Origin of the sequence: Bartonella florencae (assembly GCF_000312525.1) — a bacterium.
Taxonomy (GTDB): Bacteria; Pseudomonadota; Alphaproteobacteria; order Rhizobiales; family Rhizobiaceae; genus Bartonella; species Bartonella florencae.
The window spans coordinates 383,198-400,857 of sequence record NZ_HE997451.1 but is presented as its reverse complement, the minus strand read 5'-3'; the positions used below and the strand labels follow the sequence as shown (position 1 = coordinate 400,857).

Annotated in this window: 29 protein-coding genes; all 29 read left to right on the top strand. The window is 41.2% G+C overall.

What is annotated here, in order from left to right:
• The first annotated feature begins 64 nt into the window (after positions 1 to 64).
• The 29 genes from rpsJ (at position 65) to BN202_RS01725 (ending at position 17,405) form a co-directional block, all read left to right on the top strand.
• Entirely contained in the window at positions 65 to 373 is a 309-nt protein-coding gene (gene rpsJ, locus BN202_RS01865) for a 30S ribosomal protein S10 (RefSeq protein WP_019218822.1), read from the top strand.
• Between the two features lie 25 nt (positions 374 to 398).
• The gene (rplC, locus tag BN202_RS01860) at positions 399 to 1,139 is read left to right on the top strand and encodes a 50S ribosomal protein L3 (RefSeq protein ID WP_019218821.1); all 741 of its coding nucleotides are present in this window, start codon (positions 399 to 401) and stop codon (positions 1,137 to 1,139) included.
• Positions 1,139 to 1,759: a 50S ribosomal protein L4 gene (rplD, locus tag BN202_RS01855; RefSeq protein WP_019218820.1), complete on the top strand. Its 621-nt coding sequence runs from the start codon at positions 1,139 to 1,141 to the stop codon at positions 1,757 to 1,759. The genes rplC and rplD overlap by 1 nt, the downstream gene beginning before the upstream one ends.
• On the top strand, positions 1,756 to 2,049 hold the full coding sequence (locus BN202_RS01850) for a 50S ribosomal protein L23 (RefSeq protein ID WP_004861857.1): 294 nt from the start codon (positions 1,756 to 1,758) through the stop codon (positions 2,047 to 2,049). The genes rplD and BN202_RS01850 overlap by 4 nt, the downstream gene beginning before the upstream one ends.
• Positions 2,050 to 2,070: 21 nt before the next feature.
• A complete protein-coding gene (gene rplB, locus BN202_RS01845; protein ID WP_019218819.1) occupies positions 2,071 to 2,904 on the top strand; it encodes a 50S ribosomal protein L2 in 834 nt (277 codons plus the stop codon).
• A gap of 15 nt (positions 2,905 to 2,919) precedes the next feature.
• On the top strand, positions 2,920 to 3,198 hold the full coding sequence (rpsS, locus tag BN202_RS01840) for a 30S ribosomal protein S19 (RefSeq protein ID WP_004855734.1): 279 nt from the start codon (positions 2,920 to 2,922) through the stop codon (positions 3,196 to 3,198).
• Positions 3,199 to 3,201: 3 nt separating this feature from the next.
• A complete protein-coding gene (rplV, locus tag BN202_RS01835; protein ID WP_019218818.1) occupies positions 3,202 to 3,591 on the top strand; it encodes a 50S ribosomal protein L22 in 390 nt (129 codons plus the stop codon).
• Positions 3,591 to 4,301 (top strand): 30S ribosomal protein S3, encoded by a 711-nt coding sequence (gene rpsC, locus BN202_RS01830; protein ID WP_019218817.1) that lies wholly within the window; start codon positions 3,591 to 3,593, stop codon positions 4,299 to 4,301. Before rplV ends, rpsC begins: the two co-directional genes overlap by 1 nt.
• Before the next feature lie 36 nt (positions 4,302 to 4,337).
• A complete protein-coding gene (gene rplP / locus BN202_RS01825) occupies positions 4,338 to 4,751 on the top strand; it encodes a 50S ribosomal protein L16 (protein WP_019218816.1) in 414 nt (137 codons plus the stop codon).
• A gap of 11 nt (positions 4,752 to 4,762) precedes the next feature.
• Entirely contained in the window at positions 4,763 to 4,963 is a 201-nt protein-coding gene (gene rpmC, locus BN202_RS01820; RefSeq protein ID WP_010705113.1) for a 50S ribosomal protein L29, read from the top strand.
• Between the two features lie 11 nt (positions 4,964 to 4,974).
• Positions 4,975 to 5,214 (top strand): 30S ribosomal protein S17, encoded by a 240-nt coding sequence (rpsQ, locus tag BN202_RS01815; protein ID WP_019218815.1) that lies wholly within the window; start codon positions 4,975 to 4,977, stop codon positions 5,212 to 5,214.
• 146 nt (positions 5,215 to 5,360) lie between these two features.
• A complete protein-coding gene (rplN, locus tag BN202_RS01810) occupies positions 5,361 to 5,729 on the top strand; it encodes a 50S ribosomal protein L14 (RefSeq protein WP_004855715.1) in 369 nt (122 codons plus the stop codon).
• 12 nt (positions 5,730 to 5,741) lie between these two features.
• Positions 5,742 to 6,056 carry a 50S ribosomal protein L24 gene (gene rplX, locus BN202_RS01805; RefSeq protein WP_019218814.1) on the top strand — a complete coding sequence of 105 codons (315 nt, stop codon included), beginning with the start codon at positions 5,742 to 5,744 and terminating at the stop codon, positions 6,054 to 6,056.
• Positions 6,049 to 6,606: a 50S ribosomal protein L5 gene (rplE, locus tag BN202_RS01800; protein ID WP_019218813.1), complete on the top strand. Its 558-nt coding sequence runs from the start codon at positions 6,049 to 6,051 to the stop codon at positions 6,604 to 6,606. Before rplX ends, rplE begins: the two co-directional genes overlap by 8 nt.
• A 24-nt stretch (positions 6,607 to 6,630) precedes the next feature.
• Entirely contained in the window at positions 6,631 to 6,936 is a 306-nt protein-coding gene (gene rpsN / locus BN202_RS01795) for a 30S ribosomal protein S14 (protein ID WP_019218812.1), read from the top strand.
• A gap of 13 nt (positions 6,937 to 6,949) precedes the next feature.
• On the top strand, positions 6,950 to 7,348 hold the full coding sequence (rpsH, locus tag BN202_RS01790) for a 30S ribosomal protein S8 (protein WP_019218811.1): 399 nt from the start codon (positions 6,950 to 6,952) through the stop codon (positions 7,346 to 7,348).
• A 38-nt stretch (positions 7,349 to 7,386) separates the two neighbouring features.
• Complete coding sequence (gene rplF / locus BN202_RS01785) at positions 7,387 to 7,920, top strand: 50S ribosomal protein L6 (protein ID WP_019218810.1); 534 nt, start codon at positions 7,387 to 7,389, stop codon at positions 7,918 to 7,920.
• Positions 7,921 to 7,932: 12 nt separating this feature from the next.
• Positions 7,933 to 8,295, top strand: coding sequence for a 50S ribosomal protein L18 (rplR, locus tag BN202_RS01780; protein WP_019218809.1), 363 nt, complete (start codon positions 7,933 to 7,935; stop codon positions 8,293 to 8,295).
• 116 nt (positions 8,296 to 8,411) lie between these two features.
• Positions 8,412 to 8,960, top strand: coding sequence for a 30S ribosomal protein S5 (gene rpsE, locus BN202_RS01775; RefSeq protein WP_019218808.1), 549 nt, complete (start codon positions 8,412 to 8,414; stop codon positions 8,958 to 8,960).
• 31 nt (positions 8,961 to 8,991) lie between these two features.
• Complete coding sequence (gene rpmD, locus BN202_RS01770; protein ID WP_019218807.1) at positions 8,992 to 9,198, top strand: 50S ribosomal protein L30; 207 nt, start codon at positions 8,992 to 8,994, stop codon at positions 9,196 to 9,198.
• Between the two features lie 20 nt (positions 9,199 to 9,218).
• Complete coding sequence (rplO, locus tag BN202_RS01765) at positions 9,219 to 9,686, top strand: 50S ribosomal protein L15 (RefSeq protein ID WP_019218806.1); 468 nt, start codon at positions 9,219 to 9,221, stop codon at positions 9,684 to 9,686.
• Between the two features lie 158 nt (positions 9,687 to 9,844).
• A complete protein-coding gene (secY, locus tag BN202_RS01760) occupies positions 9,845 to 11,191 on the top strand; it encodes a preprotein translocase subunit SecY (protein WP_019218805.1) in 1,347 nt (448 codons plus the stop codon).
• The gene (locus tag BN202_RS01755) at positions 11,188 to 11,766 is read left to right on the top strand and encodes an adenylate kinase (protein WP_019218804.1); all 579 of its coding nucleotides are present in this window, start codon (positions 11,188 to 11,190) and stop codon (positions 11,764 to 11,766) included. Before secY ends, BN202_RS01755 begins: the two co-directional genes overlap by 4 nt.
• A gap of 179 nt (positions 11,767 to 11,945) precedes the next feature.
• Positions 11,946 to 12,314, top strand: a complete 369-nt coding sequence (gene rpsM, locus BN202_RS01750; protein WP_019218803.1) for a 30S ribosomal protein S13 — start codon at positions 11,946 to 11,948, stop codon at positions 12,312 to 12,314.
• A 125-nt stretch (positions 12,315 to 12,439) separates the two neighbouring features.
• Positions 12,440 to 12,829, top strand: coding sequence for a 30S ribosomal protein S11 (rpsK, locus tag BN202_RS01745; protein ID WP_006589521.1), 390 nt, complete (start codon positions 12,440 to 12,442; stop codon positions 12,827 to 12,829).
• 100 nt (positions 12,830 to 12,929) lie between these two features.
• Positions 12,930 to 13,943: a DNA-directed RNA polymerase subunit alpha gene (locus tag BN202_RS01740; protein ID WP_034986929.1), complete on the top strand. Its 1,014-nt coding sequence runs from the start codon at positions 12,930 to 12,932 to the stop codon at positions 13,941 to 13,943.
• 23 nt (positions 13,944 to 13,966) lie between these two features.
• Entirely contained in the window at positions 13,967 to 14,395 is a 429-nt protein-coding gene (rplQ, locus tag BN202_RS01735; RefSeq protein WP_019218801.1) for a 50S ribosomal protein L17, read from the top strand.
• A 287-nt stretch (positions 14,396 to 14,682) separates the two neighbouring features.
• The gene (locus BN202_RS01730; RefSeq protein WP_019218800.1) at positions 14,683 to 16,077 is read left to right on the top strand and encodes a DegQ family serine endoprotease; all 1,395 of its coding nucleotides are present in this window, start codon (positions 14,683 to 14,685) and stop codon (positions 16,075 to 16,077) included.
• A gap of 8 nt (positions 16,078 to 16,085) precedes the next feature.
• A complete protein-coding gene (locus tag BN202_RS01725; protein WP_019218799.1) occupies positions 16,086 to 17,405 on the top strand; it encodes a replication-associated recombination protein A in 1,320 nt (439 codons plus the stop codon).
• Positions 17,406 to 17,660 lie beyond the last annotated feature (255 nt).

The window sequence follows — 17,660 nt, the reverse complement described above, 5'->3', positions numbered from 1 at the left end:
AATGGTTATTGAAGAGCACCTTTTAACAATAAAGGTGCTTTGCGTGACAGGGAAATAAAAGAGCATGAACAGTCAAAATATCCGCATTCGCTTGAAGGCGTTTGATCACAGAATTCTTGATTCATCGACGCGTGAGATTGTGTCGACGGCTAAGCGTACTGGTGCAAATGTCCGTGGTCCTATTCCGCTCCCAACGCGGATTGAGAAGTTTACGGTCAATCGCGGACCGCACATCGATAAGAAGAGCCGTGAGCAGTTTGAAATGCGTACACATAAGCGTCTTCTTGATATTGTTGATCCAACACCGCAGACAGTGGATGCTCTTATGAAGCTCGATCTTTCTGCTGGTGTGGATGTAGAGATTAAGCTCTGAGGTGAGGACAGAAGGAACAGACCCGATGCGTTCAGGTGTAATAGCACAGAAGCTGGGCATGACCCGTATTTATAATGAAGCTGGTGAGCATGTGCCGGTAACAGTACTTCGTTTGGAGAATTGTCAAGTTGTGGCTCAGCGTACAGTTGAAAAGAATGGTTATACTGCTGTTCAATTAGGTGTAGGCTTGGCAAAGGTTAAGAGTACCTCAAAGGCCCTTCGTGGGCATTTTGCTAAGGCTTCTGTTGAGCCAAAAGCTAAAATAGCAGAATTTCGTGTGACTCCTGATAATCTTCTTGATGTTGGTACTGAGATTACAGTGGAACATTTTGTTCCAGGGCAAAGAGTTGATGTAACAGGTACGAGTATTGGTAAAGGTTTTGCCGGTGTTATGAAACGCCATAATTTTGGTGGACATCGTGCTTCACATGGTAATTCAATCACACATCGTGCACATGGTTCGACAGGTCAGTGTCAAGATCCAGGTAAAGTATTTAAAGGTAAGAAAATGGCTGGCCATATGGGGCAGGTCCGTGTAACAACACAGAATATTGAGGTTGTTTCTACAGATATTGAGCGCGGTTTGATTTTGGTGCGTGGAGCTGTTTCTGGCTGTAAAGGTGCTTGGATTTTGGTGCGAGATGCTGTAAAGAAACCTCTCCCCGATAATGCGCCGAAGCCTGCTGGTGTTCGTCGTTTTGCAAAGGAGAAAACGGAAATGGTTGCTCCAATGGTGGAAACCTCTGAACTTGAGGGAGCCGAATAATGGATCTTGTAATTAAAACCCTTGATGGAGATGAGGTTGGTAAGCTAAAGGTTTCTGAAGCTATATTTGGTCTTGTTCCACGTGAAGATATTTTACAACGTGTTGTTCGTTGGCAGTTGGCGCGTCGTCAACAGGGAACTCATCAATCACAGGGGCGCTCTGATGTATCGCGAACCGGTGCAAAGATGTTTAAACAAAAAGGAACGGGGCGTGCTCGACATTCATCAGCTCGTGCTCCTCAGTTTCGAGGTGGTGGTAAGGCACATGGTCCAGTGGCTCGTAGTCATGCGCATGATCTTCCTAAAAAAATTCGTGCCCTTGGATTACGGATTGCTTTGTCAGCAAAGTTAAAGGCAAAAGATTTAATTGTTGTTGATGAAATGCATGTTCAAGACGCTAAAACCAAAATGCTTGTTTCTCGTTTTTCTAAGCTTGGGTTTGATAATGCTCTCTTAATTGGTGGTAAGGAAATCGATATTAATTTTTCTCGGGCGGCATCTAATATTCCGAATATTGATATTCTACCAATTCAAGGAATTAACGTTTATGATATTTTGCGTCGCAGCAAACTTGTTTTATCAAAGGCAGCTGTTGAGGCTCTTGAGGAGCGTTTTAAATGACAGATCTTCGCCATTATGATATAATTGTTAGTCCAATTATTACTGAAAAGTCGACTATGATTTCTGAATATAATCAAGTTGCTTTTAATGTCGCGCCGAAAGCGACGAAGCCTGAAATTAAGGCTGCTGTTGAAGCGCTTTTTAGCGTTAAAGTGAAGGCAGTTAACACGATAGTCCGTAAGGGTAAAGTGAAGCGTTTTAAAGGCATTGTTGGTCGGCAGAGTGATGTCAAGAAAGCGATCGTGACGCTGGCGAGTGGTCAGTCTATCGACGTTTCTACAGGTCTTTAAAGAGGCTCGGAGATAAGGATAATGGCACTTAAGCAGTTTAATCCAACTACGCCAGGGCAGCGTCAGCTTGTTATTGTAGATCGCTCTTGTCTTTATAAGGGTAAGGCTGTAAAAACGCTGACTGAAGGTTTGTCATCAAAAGGTGGGCGTAATAATCGTGGTCGTGTTACGGCTCGTTTTCAGGGTGGTGGTCATAAACGTAGTTATAGATTTGTCGATTTTAAGCGTCTTAAACGTGATGTTTCAGCAAAGGTTGAGCGTTTGGAATATGATCCAAATCGCACGGCTTTTATCGCACTCATTCGCTATGAAGATGGGCAATTAAGTTATATTCTCGCTCCACAGCGTCTTGGTGTTGGCGATTCTATTATTGCTGGTTCAAATGTTGATGTTAAACCAGGTAATGCTATGCCTCTCGGTAATATGCCGGTTGGCACAATTATTCATAATGTTGAAATGAAGCCTGGGAAAGGTGGTCAGATTGCTCGTTCAGCTGGTACTTATGCACAGTTGGTTGGACGTGATCAAGGAATGGCTATTCTTCGTCTTAATTCTGGCGAACAGCGTTTGGTGTCTAGCAGTTGTTTTGCAACCGTTGGTGCTGTTTCAAATCCTGATCATGGGAATATTAATGATGGTAAGGCAGGTCGGTCACGTTGGCGTGGTAAACGTCCACATGTTCGTGGTGTTGCTATGAACCCAGTTGATCATCCACATGGTGGTGGTGAAGGTCGTACATCAGGGGGACGTCATCCAGTGTCTCCTTGGGGAAAACCTACAAAGGGTAAGCGTACGCGCTCCAATAAGGCCACTGATAAGTTTATTATGCGTACGCGTCATCAGCGCAAGAAATGAGAAAGGTAGTCTGAAGTGGTTCGTTCAGTTTGGAAAGGTCCGTTTGTTGACGGCTATCTTCTTGGGAAAGCAGAAAAGGTTCGTGCGAGTGGACGCAATGAAGTTATTAAAATATGGAGTCGTCGCTCTACTATTTTGCCACAGTTTGTTGGCTTAACTTTTGGTGTTTACAACGGCAATAAGCATATTCCTGTTTCTGTTTCTGAAGAGATGGTTGGGCATAAGTTTGGTGAGTTTGCTCCCACTCGGACTTATTATGGGCATGGTGCAGATAAAAAAGCGAAGAGGAAATAGGTAATGGGAAAAGCTAAGATTCCGCGCCAGCTTAAAGAAAATGAGGCAAAGGCTGTTGCTCGGACGATCCGTGTTAGTCCACAAAAGCTTAATTTGGTTGCTGCGATGATTCGTGGTAAAAGAGTTAATGTGGCGCTTGCTGATTTGACGTTTTCACGTAAACGTGTTGCTGGGACTGTGAAAAAAACTCTTGAATCAGCGATTGCAAATGCAGAGAATAACCACGATCTTGATATTGATTCGCTGGTTGTTGCAGAAGCTTATGTTGGTAAGTCGATAGTGATGAAGCGTTTTCATGTTCGCGGTCGTGGACGTGCTAGTAGGATTGAACGTCCGTTTTCGCATCTTACTATTATTGTTCGTGAAGTTACCGAAAAAGTGGAGGCCGCATAATGGGTCAGAAGATCAATCCAATAGGACTTCGTCTTGGTGTCAATCGGACTTGGGATTCCCGTTGGTATGCTGATAGTGGTGAATATGGGCGTCTTCTTCATGAAGATTTGAAGATTCGTTTATATGTATTAGAGGAATTGAAACAGGCTGCTATTTCTAAAGTTGTTATTGAGCGTCCTCATAAAAAATGTCGTGTAACGATTCATTCGGCACGTCCTGGTCTTATTATTGGTAAAAAAGGAGCTGATATCGAAAAGCTCCGTCGTAAGCTTTCGGAAATGACCAATGCTGAGACTTCATTGAATATTGTAGAGATACGCAAGCCGGAAATTGATGCTACAATTATTGCGCAGTCAATTGCACAGCAGTTAGAGCGTCGTGTTGCCTTTCGTCGTGCAATGAAACGTGCAGTTCAATCAGCTATGCGTCTTGGGGCAGAAGGAATTCGTATTAATTGCTCTGGTCGTCTTGGTGGTGCTGAAATTGCACGTATGGAATGGTATCGTGAAGGTCGTGTTCCACTTCATACCTTGCGTTCTGATGTTGATTACGGTACAGCAGAAGCTAAGACTGCTTATGGTATTTGTGGCGTTAAGGTTTGGGTCTTTAAAGGTGAAATTCTTGAACATGATCCGATGGCTTCAGAGCGTCGTGCTACAGAGGCAGATCATTCTGGTTCTTCATCGAATCGTCGCCGCGAAAATGCTTAGTTTTTGTGATTGAATAAAAGTTTGGAGTAGAGGACAATGTTGCAGCCAAAGCGCACAAAGTTCCGTAAACAGTTTAAGGGTCGTATTCACGGTGCTTCGAAGGGCGGTACAGATCTGAATTTCGGAGCTTACGGTCTGAAAGCTGTTGAGCCGGAGAGAATCACTGCACGCCAAATTGAAGCGGCGCGTCGTGCGATTACACGTTATATGAAACGTTCTGGTCGTGTATGGATTCGTATTTTTCCAGATCTGCCGGTGACGTCTAAGCCGACGGAAGTTCGTATGGGTAAGGGTAAAGGAAGTGTGGATTATTGGGCTGCTCGTGTTGCGCCTGGGCGTGTCATGTTTGAGCTTGATGGGGTTCCTGAGGATGTGGCGCGTGAAGCACTGAGACTTGGTGCTGCAAAGCTACCTATTAAAACACGTTTCATCCAGCGGATTGCTGAATAAAGAGGTAAGCGATGAGAGCCACAGAATTACGGGCGCAAACGCTCGACCAAATGAAAGATGAGTTGGCTAAGTTGAAGAAAGAGCAATTTAATTTGCGCTTTCAGAAAGCAACAGGTCAATTAGAAAAGACTGCACGTGTCAGGCAGGTTCGTCGTGATATTGCGCGTGTTAAAACTTTTCTTCGTCAGAAGATAAACGAAAGTAAGGTTTAAGGAAATTAGAGATGCCTAAACGCATTTTGCAGGGTGTTGTCGTTAGCGACAAGAGTGATAAGACTGTGGTTGTGAAAGTGGAGCGGCGTTATTCTCATCCACTTCTCAAAAAGACCGTTCGGCAGTCTAAAAAATATAAGGCGCATGACGAAAACAACCAGTTTAAGATTGGGGATCAAATTTCTATTCAGGAATCTAAACCAATTTCAAGAGATAAACGTTGGATTGTTGTTAAAGGCAGTGCAGCGTAGTTCGTCAAGTTTATTGTTTTAAAGTTTAGCAGTGGTTTTTTTCCGTTGATAGATTTAAAGACAGTAGCTTTATCGTTATTTGGCAGGCAAATCCGGATGTGTTAAGGACACGACCGGATATAAATGTTAAGAGAAGGTGGCCAGTCATGATTCAGATGCAAACAAACCTCGACGTTGCCGATAATTCTGGTGCTCGTCGTGTCATGTGCATCAAAGTGTTAGGCGGTTCAAAGCGAAAGTATGCTTCGGTCGGTGACATTATTGTTGTTTCGGTCAAGGATGCTATTCCTCGTGGCCGTGTTAAAAAGGGTGATGTGATGAAAGCTGTAGTGGTCCGTACTGCTAAAGATATTCGTCGCGCAGACGGTAGTGTCATTCGTTTTGATAGCAATGCTGCTGTTTTGGTGGATAATAAAAAAGAGCCGATCGGTACACGTATCTTTGGACCAGTTCCCCGCGAACTTCGTGGTAGGAACCATATGAAGATCATCTCGCTCGCTCCTGAAGTGTTATAAGGAGTGGATATTATGCAGAAGATTCGAAAAGGTGATAAAGTTGTTGTTTTATCTGGTAAAGATAAAGGATGTAGTGGTGAAGTCATTAAGGTGAATCCAAAGGAGAATAAGGCTTTTGTTCGTGGTGTTAATATGATTAAACGTCATCAACGTCAGACACAAAAGCAGGAAGCAGGAATTGTTTCTAAAGAAGCTCCAATTCATCTATCTAATTTGGCGATTGCCGATCCTAAAGATGGTAAGCCTACACGTGTAGGTTTTCGTATGAATGCAGATGGTAATAAGGTTCGTTTTGCCAGGCGTTCGGGAGAATTGATTAATGGCTGAAGAAAAACAAACACCGCGCATGAAGACGCATTATTTTGAAGTGGTTCGTAAAGCGCTTCAAGAGAAGTTTCACTATAAAAATGCAATGCAAATTCCGCGGGTTGACAAAATTGTAGTTAATATGGGTATTGGTGAGGCAACTGCTGATTCCAAGAAACCGTCTTTTGCTGCTGAGGATTTGGCGCTTATAACAGGTCAAAAGGCTGTTGTTACTCGTGCTCGTAATTCTATTGCAACCTTTAAAGTTCGTGAAGGAATGCCGCTTGGGGCTAAAGTTACATTGCGTAAAGATCGTATGTTTGAGTTTTTAGATCGTCTTGTTACGATTGCGCTTCCGCGGGTTCGTGACTTTCGTGGTTTGAATCCAAAAAGCTTTGATGGTCGTGGCAATTTTGCTATGGGTATTAAAGAGCACATTGTGTTTCCAGAGATCAACTATGACAAGGTTGATCAAATTTGGGGCATGGATATTATCGTTTGTACGACAGCGAAAACGGATGATGAGGCACGTGAATTGTTGCGTGCTTTTAATTTTCCTTTTCGTTCGTAACGCCAAACGTAGCGAGGTAAGATTATGGCCAAAGTGAGTGCCGTTGAGAAAAATAAGCATCGTGAAGTGATGGTAAAGCGTTATGCTGCCCGTCGCGCGCGTTTGAAAGCGATCGTTATGGATCAGAAGGTTTCTCTTGAAGAGCGTTTTAAAGCTTCTGTTCAGTTGGCAGAGTTGCCACGTAATTCTGCAAAAGTTCGTGTTCGTAATCGTTGTGAAGTTTCAGGACGTCCACGGGCTTATTATCGTAAATTGAAAATGTCGCGGATTGCATTGCGTGAACTTGGTTCTATCGGGCATATTCCGGGTATTGTTAAGTCTAGTTGGTGAGAGGAGAATTTCAATGTCTATGTCAGATCCTCTTGGTGATATGTTAACACGTATTCGTAATGCACTTGGTCGTAAAAAAGGTAAAGTGATTACGCCTGCTTCGACGCTGCGTGCACGCGTTCTTGATGTTCTTCAATCGGAAGGTTATATTCGTGGATATAATCAAGTCGATTTAGGTGATGGAAAATCTGAAATTGAAATCGAGTTGAAATATTTTGAAGGGTTGGCTGCTATTCGTGATATTTCACGTGTTTCAAAGCCTGGTCGTCGTGTGTATGTTTCTGCTAAATCACTGCCTCACGTAGCAAATGGTCTTGGTATTTCTATTTTATCAACTCCTAAGGGAGTTATGGCAGATCATGAGGCGCGTGAGCAGAATGTTGGTGGAGAGCTCCTTTGTCGTGTTTTCTAAGTATGTTCAAGAAAACAGAAGAAAAGTAGGTTAGAACAATGTCTCGTATTGGAAAAAAGCCCATTTCAATTCCTTCTGGGGTTACTGCAACTGTTGAAGGTCAGCTGGTTAAAGTAAAAGGTCCAAAAGGTGAACTAAGTTACGTTGTTAATGATGAAGTCTTAGTGAAAATTGAAGATAATGCTGTATCAGTTTCTCCACGGGATCAATCAAAAGATGCACGCTCTAAATGGGGTATGTCACGTTCAATGATTGAAAATATTTTTTGTGGTGTAAAGGATGGTTTTGAAAAGAGGTTAGAGATCAGTGGGGTTGGTTATCGTGCTGCTTTGCAGGGTAGGGATGTGCAGTTATCGTTAGGTTTTTCCCACGATGTGGTTTATAAAGTGCCATCGGGAGTTACTGTAACTGTTCCTAAGCCTACAGAGATTGTTGTTTCTGGAATTGATAAGCAGCAAGTTGGGCAAGTCGCAGCGGAAATTCGTGAATATCGTAGACCTGAACCTTATAAGGGGAAAGGTGTTAAGCATGCAGATGAGCGCATCTTCCGTAAAGAAGGTAAGAAGAAGTAAGGGTTTTGTATTATGGCTTCATCTAAGGACATTATCCAGCGTCGTGCACGGCGTGTTCGTCGTAGAATTAAGACGGTTTCTAGTGATCGTCCACGGCTTAGTGTTTATCGCTCAAACCAGAATATCTATGCTCAAATTATCGATGACTTGCGTGGCTATACGCTTGTTTCGGCCTCTACCCTTGAGAGCGATTTGAAAAAATCATTAAAAAGTGGTGCTGATAAAGAGGCCGCTTTTGCTGTTGGTAAGTTAATTGCTGAGCGTGCAAAAAAAGCTGGTGTTAATGAGGTGGTTTTTGATCGTGGGGCATATGTTTACCACGGTAGAGTAAAGGCTTTGGCTGAAGCTGCTCGTGAGGGTGGCTTGAACTTCTAAAGAGCCTTATTTAGAAATTTAAGTAAGGAGATTTTTAGGGGTGTTTCGTATAAGTTTCTCTGATTATATAGTGGAACTTTGTTGGCGTGCTTCCGGAAAAGAAAAAGGAATGAGGAATGGCACAAAAAGAACGTAGTGAACGAGATGAACGTGATAGTGAATTTGTCGATAGGCTTGTTCATATCAATCGTGTTGCTAAAGTTGTAAAGGGTGGTCGGCGTTTTGGTTTTGCTGCTCTTGTTGTTGTTGGAGATCAAAAAGGTCGTGTAGGCTTTGGTCATGGTAAAGCGCGTGAGGTGCCAGAGGCTGTTCGCAAAGCTACAGAAGCCGCAAAGCGTGGGATGATTTATGTTCCACTTCGGTCTGGTCGTACGTTGCATCATGATCTTGAGGGACGTCATGGAGCTGGTCGTGTTTTATTGCGTTCAGCTTCTGCTGGTACTGGTATTATTGCTGGTGGACCGATGCGTGCGATTTTTGAAACTCTTGGAATGCAGGATGTTGTTGCAAAATCACTGGGGTCGTCCAATCCTTATAACATGGTGCGTGCGACATTTGATGCTTTAAAGCGTCAAATGCATCCTAGGGATATTGCCGCTCAGCGGGGTATAAAATATTCAACTTTGCAGGCGCGTCGTCAGCATTTAGTTGATGCAGAAGGATAGTTTCTGAGATTGTCAGAAAAGGAATTGAGAAATGGTTCAAAAAAAATCTCAGAGTTGTAAAACTGTGACGGTAGAACAAATTGGAAGTCCGATTCGGAACTCACAGATTCAGCGTGCAACCTTAAAAGGGCTCGGATTAAATAAAATGCGTAGGCGGCGTGTTTTAGAAGATACGCTTTGTGTGCGCGGTATGATTGCTAAGGTTCGCCATCTTGTTCGTGTTATAGATGAAGATTAAAGGTTGCGGGAGTATAAAATATGAAACTCAATGAACTACGTGATCGCGAAGGTGCAACAAGGAATCGTAAACGTGTTGGTCGTGGTATCGGTTCTGGTACTGGTAAAACGGGTGGTCGTGGTGTCAAAGGGCAAAGATCACGTTCTGGTGTTTCGCTTAATGGTTTTGAAGGTGGGCAAATGCCTATCTATCGTCGTTTGCCAAAGCGTGGATTTAGGAACTTTTTTTCCAAGACTTATAATGAAGTTTCATTAGGGCGGATCCAATTAGCAATTGATGCTGGAAAATTGAATATTGAAAAGCCGATTGATATTATTGCTCTAAAAGAGTCTGGTATTATTCGTCGTATGAAAGATGGGGTGCGCCTCCTTTCTGATGGTGAATTAAAAGCCAAGATTATAGTTCATGTTTCTGGTGCTTCAGAAGTTGCTCTTATGAAGGTCGAAAAAGCAGGGGGGCAAGTCATTTTCCCGCAGGCTGTTCGATAAGTTTTGTGATGTAAATGATACTCTAAAGAAGGGCTTCATTTAGACATATATTTTATAGAGAATTATTTTGGTTTTGCATCTCTTAATGTATGATGATATGAAGTTTTAAAATTATAGTTGTATAATTTAAAAACTGGGGTGTGAACTGGAGACGTTTTATGGCATCAGCAGCAGAGCAATTTGCTTCCAATATAGACTTTGGTATTTTTTCGCGTGCGACCGAATTAAAAAAACGCATTTGGTTTACTCTAGCTGCGCTTCTTGTCTATCGCTTTGGTACTTATATCTCTCTTCCTGGTATTAATATTGATGCTTTGCGGCAAACATTTGAACATCATGCGTCTGGTGTTTTGGGGCTGTTTAATATGTTTGCTGGAGGTGCAGTTGGGCGTATGGCAATTTTTGCATTAGGAATTATGCCTTATATATCGGCATCAATTATTGTACAATTGCTCACTTCCGTTATTCCTTCGTTGGAGACACTTAAGAAAGAGGGTGAGGTAGGTCGTAAGGTTATTAATCAGTATACCCGATATGTAACAGTTGTATTGGCTATTTTACAAGGGTTTGGTATTGCTGTCGCACTTGAATCTGGTATAGGAACAGGGCTTCAGATCGTTATAGAACCAGGACTTATGTTCCGTATTTCTTCTGTGATTACACTTGTTGGTGGTACAATGTTTCTCATGTGGCTTGGGGAGCAGATTACATCACGTGGTGTTGGTAATGGGGTCTCCCTTATTATTTTCACAGGGATTGTCGCTAATCTTCCTTCCACCTTTGCTCAACTTTTAACTGCTCATAGTCAAGCTGATTTATCAACTTTTTTGTTGATAGGTATTGTTCTTATTGCGATTTCTGTTATAGCCGTTATTGTTTTTGTAGAGCGCGCACAACGGAGAATTCTTATCCAATATCCAAAACGTCAGGTTGGTAATCAGATGTTTCAAGGTGATATGTCTCATCTTCCTTTAAAATTGAATACAGCTGGTGTTATTCCGCCGATTTTTGCTTCATCTTTGTTGTTGTTGCCTGCAACTATTAATAATTTTTCTGATAAAATGCCTCACTGGATGCAAGCTATTTCTTATTCTCTTGGTCATGGGCAACCACTTTATATGATTATTTATGCATTTTTGATGGCATTTTTTTGCTTTTTTTATACGGCTATTGTCTTTAATCCAAGTGATACGGCTGATCAGTTAAAAAAGCATTCTGGTTTTATTCCGGGTATTCGTCCTGGTGAACGTACTGCTGAATATATTGATTATGTTTTAACACGCATCACTGTTGTGGGGGCGGTTTATATTATTCTGGTTTGTTTGCTTCCTGAATTTATGATATCCGCTTTGCAGGTTCCTTTTTATCTTGGGGGAACATCTTTGTTGATCGTTGTTACGGTTACGCTTGATACAGTTGCTCAAATTCAAGGACATCTTGTTGCACACCAATATGAAGGATTGATTAAAAAGTCAAAACTTCGTGGAGGTAAAAGGAATCGATGAGAATTGTTCTTTTAGGAGCTCCTGGAGCTGGAAAAGGTACGCAAGCTAAAATGTTAACTGAGACGTATAATATCCCTCAATTATCAACAGGTGATATGTTGCGTGAAGTTATCTCCAGAGAGACAGAAATTGGGAAAAAAGCCAAAGCTATAATGAGTTCTGGTGCTTTGGTGTCTGATAACATTGTTAATCAAATCGTATCAGATCGCATTGATGAAAATAATTGTGTAAACGGTTTTGTTTTGGATGGCTATCCACGGACTGTGAGGCAGGCAGAAGCGCTGCAACAGATTTTACAGTCGAAAAATCTGCAGCTTGATGTTGTTATTGAGCTGAGTGTTGATGAAGATGCCCTGATTGAACGTATGAAGAAACGTGTTGAAGAGACAATAGCTGCTGGTGGGCAAGTTCGCGCAGATGACAATCCTGTTGCTTTTGCAAAGCGATTGGTAGAATATCGTGAGAAAACAATTCCTCTATCAAAATTTTATTCAGAGAAGGGATTATTGAAGGTGGTTAATGGAATGATGGATGTTACTGAAGTTTCGCGTGTGATTAAGAAGTTTCTTCAATAAGGATTTTTTAGAAATAAACGAAAACTCTTGACTTTTTCGATAAAATCTATCAAAAGAAAAATTAATTTATTTCAGTAAAATAATTGGATTCGGGGTATATCTATGTCGGATCATTTTTTTTCTATAAGGTACATCAGGTATTTTATGGTTAGTTGTCAACAGAATTAAGGAGAGTAGGCGTGGCTCGTATTGCTGGCGTCAATATCCCGACAAATAAGCGTGTAATTGTTGCACTTCAATATATTCACGGGATAGGACCAAAATTTGCTCAAGAAATTACTAAAAAGGTTGGCATTCCTACAGGGCGTCGTGTGCATGAGCTTTCCGATGCGGAGGTATTGCAAATTCGTGAAGCGATAGATCAAGGCTATCAGGTTGAAGGAGATCTTCGTCGTGAGGTTGCCATGAATGTTAAGCGCTTGATGGATCTTGGTTGTTACCGTGGTTTGCGTCATCGTCGTTCTTTGCCTGTTCGTGGGCAGCGTACGCATACGAATGCTCGTACGCGTAAGGGGCCAGCTAAAGCAATTGCTGGTAAGAAAAAATAAAATTTTTTATTAAATAAAGAATTTTGTTTTTTTTATATTCTGTTTCTTGTTAAGGTTTTTAACAAGAATAAAGAGGGTGGAGCTGCTGATGTTACGGCAGTGAAGAGATCATTGAAAGGAAAATCATGGCCAAGGAAGCCACGCGTGTTCGCCGTCGCGAGCGCAAAAATATTTCGTCAGGTGTTGTGCATATCAATTCAACATTTAACAATACAATGATTACAATCACAGATGCTCAGGGAAATACAATTGCTTGGTCATCTGCCGGTGCTCAAGGGTTTAAAGGTTCACGGAAGTCTACGCCTTTTGCTGCTCAGGTTGCTGCAGAAGATTGTGCTAAAAAAGCGCAAGAACATGGTATGCGTTCGTTAGAAGTTGAAGTTTGTGGTCCTGGGTCAGGGCGTGAGTCTGCTTTGCGTGCATTACAATCTGTTGGTTTTGTCATTACTTCTATTCGTGATGTAACACCAATTCCTCATAATGGATGTCGTCCACGAAAAAGGCGGCGTGTTTGATTGGGTATTGTTTTATTTTATTGTTGTCAGGGGTTTCTCTGATGTTCACATTGGCCGTTACGATTGAATGGTAGCGGAAGTAAAGAACGGGAATAAAAATATGATCCAGAAAAACTGGCAGGAACTGATTAAACCCAATAAGGTTGAGTTTTGTGTACATGATAATCCGAATGTTTTGAGTGTAATTGCTGAGCCTCTTGAGCGTGGTTTTGGCTTAACATTGGGAAATGCTCTTCGTCGTGTGTTATTGTCGTCGCTTCGTGGTGCTGCAATTACCGCTGTGCAGATTGATGGTGTGTTGCACGAATTTTCATCAATTCCAGGCGTTCGTGAAGATGTTACAGATATTATTTTGAATATAAAAGAAATTGCGCTTCGTATGGAAGATGAGGGACCTAAACGGGTTGTTATTTGTAAAGAAGGTCCTGGTGTTGTAAGGGCTGGTGATATCAATACTGTTGGGGATATGGAAATCCTCAATCCAGAGCATGTTATCTGCACTCTTGATGAAGATGCTGAAATTCGTATGGAATTTATTGTTAATACGGGGAAAGGATATGTTCCATCTGATCGCAATTGTGCTGATGATGGGCGCATAGGTCTTATTCCGGTTGATAGTCTTTATTCGCCAATTCGTAAAGTTTCTTATAAAGTAGAGAATACGCGTGAAGGTCAAGTTCTGGATTATGATAAATTAACTCTTACAATTGAAACGAATGGTGCTGTTAATGGGGAGGATGCTGTTGCTTTTGCGGCGCGTATTCTTCAAGATCAGTTGTCGTTGTTTGTTAATTTTGAAGAACCTCAGAAGGAAACTGTTGAGGAGCCGGATTCAGAACTTGCTTTTAACCCTGCGCTTCTCAAAAAAGTGGATGAATTAGAACTTTCAGTTCGTTCAGCGAATTGTCTTAAGAATGATAATATTGTCTATATTGGTGATCTTATCCAGAAGACAGAAGCTGAAATGCTTCGGACACCGAACTTTGGACGCAAGTCGTTAAATGAGATTAAGGAAGTTTTGGCATGTATGGGATTGCATCTTGGTATGGAAGTTTCTGCATGGCCACCTGAGAACATTGATGATCTTGCGAAACGTTATGAAGATCAGTATTAGAATTAAAATTAAGGAGAAGGTTCATGCGTCATAGTAAATCAGGACGTAAGTTGAATCGGACTGCTAGTCACCGTAAAGCGATGTTTGCTAATATGGCGGTTTCGCTGATTGAGCATGAGCAAATTGTGACAACGCTTCCAAAGGCTAAAGAAATTCGTCCTATCGTTGAAAAGTTAGTTACACTGGGTAAACGTGGAGGTTTGCACGCACGTCGACAAGCAATTTCAGCACTTCGAGATGCTGGGAAAGTGGCAAAATTGTTTGATACGCTTGCACCGCGCTATGCATCACGCAATGGTGGATATTTGCGTATTATGAAAGCGGGGTTTCGTACCGGTGATAATGCTCCCATGGCTGTTATAGAGTTTGTTGATCGTGATGTTGAGGCAAAGGGCGCTGTAGATCGTTTGCGTACAGAAGATATTGCAAATCAAAAAGAAGCTTCTTCATAAAGATAAAGTGTTTTCTTTTTGTTGGATTTAAGAAAAGCTACCTTTTTAAGGTGGCTTTTTTTATGAAGATTTTGATTTTGTTTTCTCTTAAGAGATTAATCTGAAGAAGCGATTATAGAATGTTGAATTATTTAATTTTTATAATATTTATGTCTGCAATAGGTTGTTTTTCTTCTTCATTATAAATATTAATAAGTAATATTAATGGAAATCCTAAACTTATAGAGGATCAGAAAATTTCTTATCCTCTTAATTTAAAAAGTGGATTATTTAAAAAGGAGTGCGCGATGAGGTCTTCTCTTTTGGTAGGGCTTTTTTTTGCTATTATGGTACAGATATCATTTCATAATGCATATGCTAAAATTCCGCAAACACAAGAGGAAATTGCTCTTTCATTTGCTCCTTTAGTTAAAAAGACTATTCCATCTGTTGTCAATATTTATGCAGCTCGACAAATTAGAGCTCGATCACCTTTTGCCGGTGATCCATTTTTTGAGCAATTTTTTAGTCGTTTTCAAAACAATCTGCCTGTACGTAAACAATCTTCATTAGGATCTGGAGTGATTGTTGATGCGCGTGGTTTGATTGTTACAAATTACCACGTCATTAAAGATGCAAGTGAAATTAAAGTGGCTTTTTCTGATGGGCGAGAATTTGAGAGTAAGGTCGTGCTCAAAGATGAAGCAACGGATATTGCAGTGCTTGAACTTGATGCAAAAGGTGCTCAGTTTCCCGTTCTTCCTTTGGGAGATTCTGATGCAGTTGAAGTTGGTGATCTTGTTTTAGCAATTGGTAATCCTTTTGGTGTTGGTCAAACGGTTACAAGTGGTATTGTTTCAGCGCAAGCGCGTACACGTGTTGGTATTTCTGATTTTGATTTTTTTATTCAAACAGATGCTGCCATTAATCCAGGGAATTCTGGTGGTGCTTTGATTGATATGAAAGGACAGTTAATAGGGATTAATACAGCTATTTATTCGCGTTCAGGTGGTTCTATAGGGATTGGTTTTGCCATTCCAGCAAATCTTGTAAAAGTAATGCTGGATACGGTTAGACGTGGTGGGAAGTATTTTGTGCCACCTTATATTGGTGCGTCTTTTCAAAATGTTACACCTGATATTGCTGGTGGTTTAGGTTTAGAACGTCCTTATGGTGCTCTTGTTATTGAAATTGCCAAAGACAGTCCTGCTGCAAAGGCCGGTTTGGAAGTGGGTGATGTTATTTTGAGTGTGCAAGGTGTGCGTGTTGAGAGTCCAGATAGTCTTGGATATCGTTTGATGACATCTGGTGTTGGGCGCAGTCTTGTTTTAGAATATTTGCGAAACGGCAAAATTTTAAAGACACAAATAACCGTTTCGTCGATACCGGAATCTGCGTTTTTAAAATCTGAAAAGATTACGGGTGATGGGCCTCTTTCTGGTGCTGAAATATTGGATTTAACACCACAAAATAGTCGGCGTTTTCACCTTCCTCTATCTGCAAAAGGTGTTGTGATTACCAATCTTGATGAGGCGAGCAATGCTGCTGGAATTTTTCGTCCTGGAGATATTTTACGTGTTGTTAATGGTCATAACATTCAAACGGTGAGTCAGTTGAAAAAGATTCTTAGACAAAGTCGCCCAAATATGTGGCAATTGGAGTATGAACGTGATGGTGTGTATATCCGCCAGTTTATTCGCTGAGGTCTTTTTTGAATAAAGATTTTTTTACTTCGTCTTCTGAGCCTCAGATTTATAAAAATCGTCCACTTGCAGAGAGAATGCGTCCTCGTTCTCTACGTGATGTAATAGGACAAAATCATTTGCTGGGAGAAAAGGGGATAGTTTCACGTATGCTGGAAGCTGGCTCTATAAATTCGATGATTTTTTGGGGGCCACCAGGGACAGGAAAAACAACGGTTGCGCGCTTATTAGCACTTGAAACAAATTTTGCTTTTGAACAAGTTTCTGCTATTTTTACAGGGGTTTCTGAACTTAAGAAAATTTTTGAAGTTGCTCAAGCGCGTTTTATGTCTGGGTGTCGAACACTTCTCTTTGTTGATGAGATTCATCGATTTAATCGTGCGCAACAGGATAGTTTTCTTCCCGTTATGGAAGATGGTACTGTCATTCTTATAGGTGCAACAACGGAAAATCCTTCTTTTGAACTTAATGCAGCGCTTCTTTCTCGTGCTCGTGTTTTGCCATTTTTTCCCCATGATAATGAGAGTTTGAGCATTCTTTTGAAACGTGCTGAGAAAGTGCAAGGAAAGCTTCTTCCTGTGAGTGATGAGGCTAGAGATGTTTTGATAGAGATGTCTGATGGTGATGCACGGGCAGCGTTAATATTGGCAGAAGAAGTTTGGTATTCTGCACGAGAGGGGGAAATATTTGACACTGCTGCTTTGCAAGAAATTGTTCAGCGTCGTGCACCGATTTATGATAAAGGGCGAGAGGGGCATTATAATCTCATTTCAGCACTGCATAAATCGGTTCGTGGATCTGATCCTGATGCTGCACTTTATTATTTAGTACGTATGTTTGATGCTGGTGAAGATCCTCTTTATATTGGGCGACGATTGGTGCGTATGGCTGTTGAAGATGTTGGTTTGGCAGATCCACAAGCTCTTGTTATTTGTAATGCAGCAAAAGATGCTTACAATTATTTGGGCTCACCAGAGGGAGAGCTAGCTTTGGCGCAAGCATGTCTTTATGTTGCAACTGCACCAAAATCAAATGCAGCATATCTTGCCTATAAAGCAGCACTGCATTGTGCACGAAAACATGGTTCTTTGCCTCCCCCTCGGCACATTCTTAATGCACCTACAAAATTTATGAAGGAAGAAGGGTATGGGTATGGTTATCGTTATGACCATGATGAACCAGATGCTTTTTCAGGACAGGAATATTTTCCTGAAAAACTAGGGCGCCAGAGCTATTATCAACCCGTTGAGCGTGGTTTTGAACGGGAAATTGCAAAACGTCTTGAGTGGTGGAAGAAGTTGCGTAAAACGCGAGCCGATAAAAAATGAAATTTTAATTGAGACAAGTTTTTTATTGTTCTTGAACTTATTTGGTATCAGTGATGTAATCTTAATTTTCTTAACAATCGAGACTATGACTTAAATGCTTTTTATTGTTCGTAGAGAAAAAATTTTTTCTTTTGATATAAAAATTCATATATATTTAAAATGTAGATTGAAGAAATATTTCATCTCACTTTGATTTATAGGTTGTTTTGTATTGACGGTTTTCGTTATGTGTGGGGTACAGCAATTTTGATTGAT

What these genes read in the sequence shown, in the direction of transcription:
- rpsE (WP_019218808.1), top strand. Translation starts at nt 8,412, where the DNA reads ATGGCACAAAAAGAACGTAGTGAACGAGATGAACGTGATAGTGAATTT.
- rpsQ (WP_019218815.1), top strand. Translation starts at nt 4,975, where the DNA reads ATGCCTAAACGCATTTTGCAGGGTGTTGTCGTTAGCGACAAGAGTGAT.
- rplQ (WP_019218801.1), top strand. Translation starts at nt 13,967, where the DNA reads ATGCGTCATAGTAAATCAGGACGTAAGTTGAATCGGACTGCTAGTCAC.
- rplB (WP_019218819.1), top strand. Translation starts at nt 2,071, where the DNA reads ATGGCACTTAAGCAGTTTAATCCAACTACGCCAGGGCAGCGTCAGCTT.
- rpsH (WP_019218811.1), top strand. Translation starts at nt 6,950, where the DNA reads ATGTCTATGTCAGATCCTCTTGGTGATATGTTAACACGTATTCGTAAT.
- BN202_RS01740 (WP_034986929.1), top strand. Translation starts at nt 12,930, where the DNA reads ATGATCCAGAAAAACTGGCAGGAACTGATTAAACCCAATAAGGTTGAG.
- rpsN (WP_019218812.1), top strand. Translation starts at nt 6,631, where the DNA reads ATGGCCAAAGTGAGTGCCGTTGAGAAAAATAAGCATCGTGAAGTGATG.
- secY (WP_019218805.1), top strand. Translation starts at nt 9,845, where the DNA reads ATGGCATCAGCAGCAGAGCAATTTGCTTCCAATATAGACTTTGGTATT.
- rpsJ (WP_019218822.1), top strand. Translation starts at nt 65, where the DNA reads ATGAACAGTCAAAATATCCGCATTCGCTTGAAGGCGTTTGATCACAGA.
- BN202_RS01755 (WP_019218804.1), top strand. Translation starts at nt 11,188, where the DNA reads ATGAGAATTGTTCTTTTAGGAGCTCCTGGAGCTGGAAAAGGTACGCAA.
- rpmD (WP_019218807.1), top strand. Translation starts at nt 8,992, where the DNA reads ATGGTTCAAAAAAAATCTCAGAGTTGTAAAACTGTGACGGTAGAACAA.
- rplV (WP_019218818.1), top strand. Translation starts at nt 3,202, where the DNA reads ATGGGAAAAGCTAAGATTCCGCGCCAGCTTAAAGAAAATGAGGCAAAG.
- rplN (WP_004855715.1), top strand. Translation starts at nt 5,361, where the DNA reads ATGATTCAGATGCAAACAAACCTCGACGTTGCCGATAATTCTGGTGCT.
- rplD (WP_019218820.1), top strand. Translation starts at nt 1,139, where the DNA reads ATGGATCTTGTAATTAAAACCCTTGATGGAGATGAGGTTGGTAAGCTA.
- rplO (WP_019218806.1), top strand. Translation starts at nt 9,219, where the DNA reads ATGAAACTCAATGAACTACGTGATCGCGAAGGTGCAACAAGGAATCGT.
- rplX (WP_019218814.1), top strand. Translation starts at nt 5,742, where the DNA reads ATGCAGAAGATTCGAAAAGGTGATAAAGTTGTTGTTTTATCTGGTAAA.
- rpsC (WP_019218817.1), top strand. Translation starts at nt 3,591, where the DNA reads ATGGGTCAGAAGATCAATCCAATAGGACTTCGTCTTGGTGTCAATCGG.
- BN202_RS01730 (WP_019218800.1), top strand. Translation starts at nt 14,683, where the DNA reads ATGAGGTCTTCTCTTTTGGTAGGGCTTTTTTTTGCTATTATGGTACAG.
- rplF (WP_019218810.1), top strand. Translation starts at nt 7,387, where the DNA reads ATGTCTCGTATTGGAAAAAAGCCCATTTCAATTCCTTCTGGGGTTACT.
- rpsK (WP_006589521.1), top strand. Translation starts at nt 12,440, where the DNA reads ATGGCCAAGGAAGCCACGCGTGTTCGCCGTCGCGAGCGCAAAAATATT.
- rpmC (WP_010705113.1), top strand. Translation starts at nt 4,763, where the DNA reads ATGAGAGCCACAGAATTACGGGCGCAAACGCTCGACCAAATGAAAGAT.
- BN202_RS01850 (WP_004861857.1), top strand. Translation starts at nt 1,756, where the DNA reads ATGACAGATCTTCGCCATTATGATATAATTGTTAGTCCAATTATTACT.
- rplR (WP_019218809.1), top strand. Translation starts at nt 7,933, where the DNA reads ATGGCTTCATCTAAGGACATTATCCAGCGTCGTGCACGGCGTGTTCGT.
- rplE (WP_019218813.1), top strand. Translation starts at nt 6,049, where the DNA reads ATGGCTGAAGAAAAACAAACACCGCGCATGAAGACGCATTATTTTGAA.
- rplP (WP_019218816.1), top strand. Translation starts at nt 4,338, where the DNA reads ATGTTGCAGCCAAAGCGCACAAAGTTCCGTAAACAGTTTAAGGGTCGT.
- rplC (WP_019218821.1), top strand. Translation starts at nt 399, where the DNA reads ATGCGTTCAGGTGTAATAGCACAGAAGCTGGGCATGACCCGTATTTAT.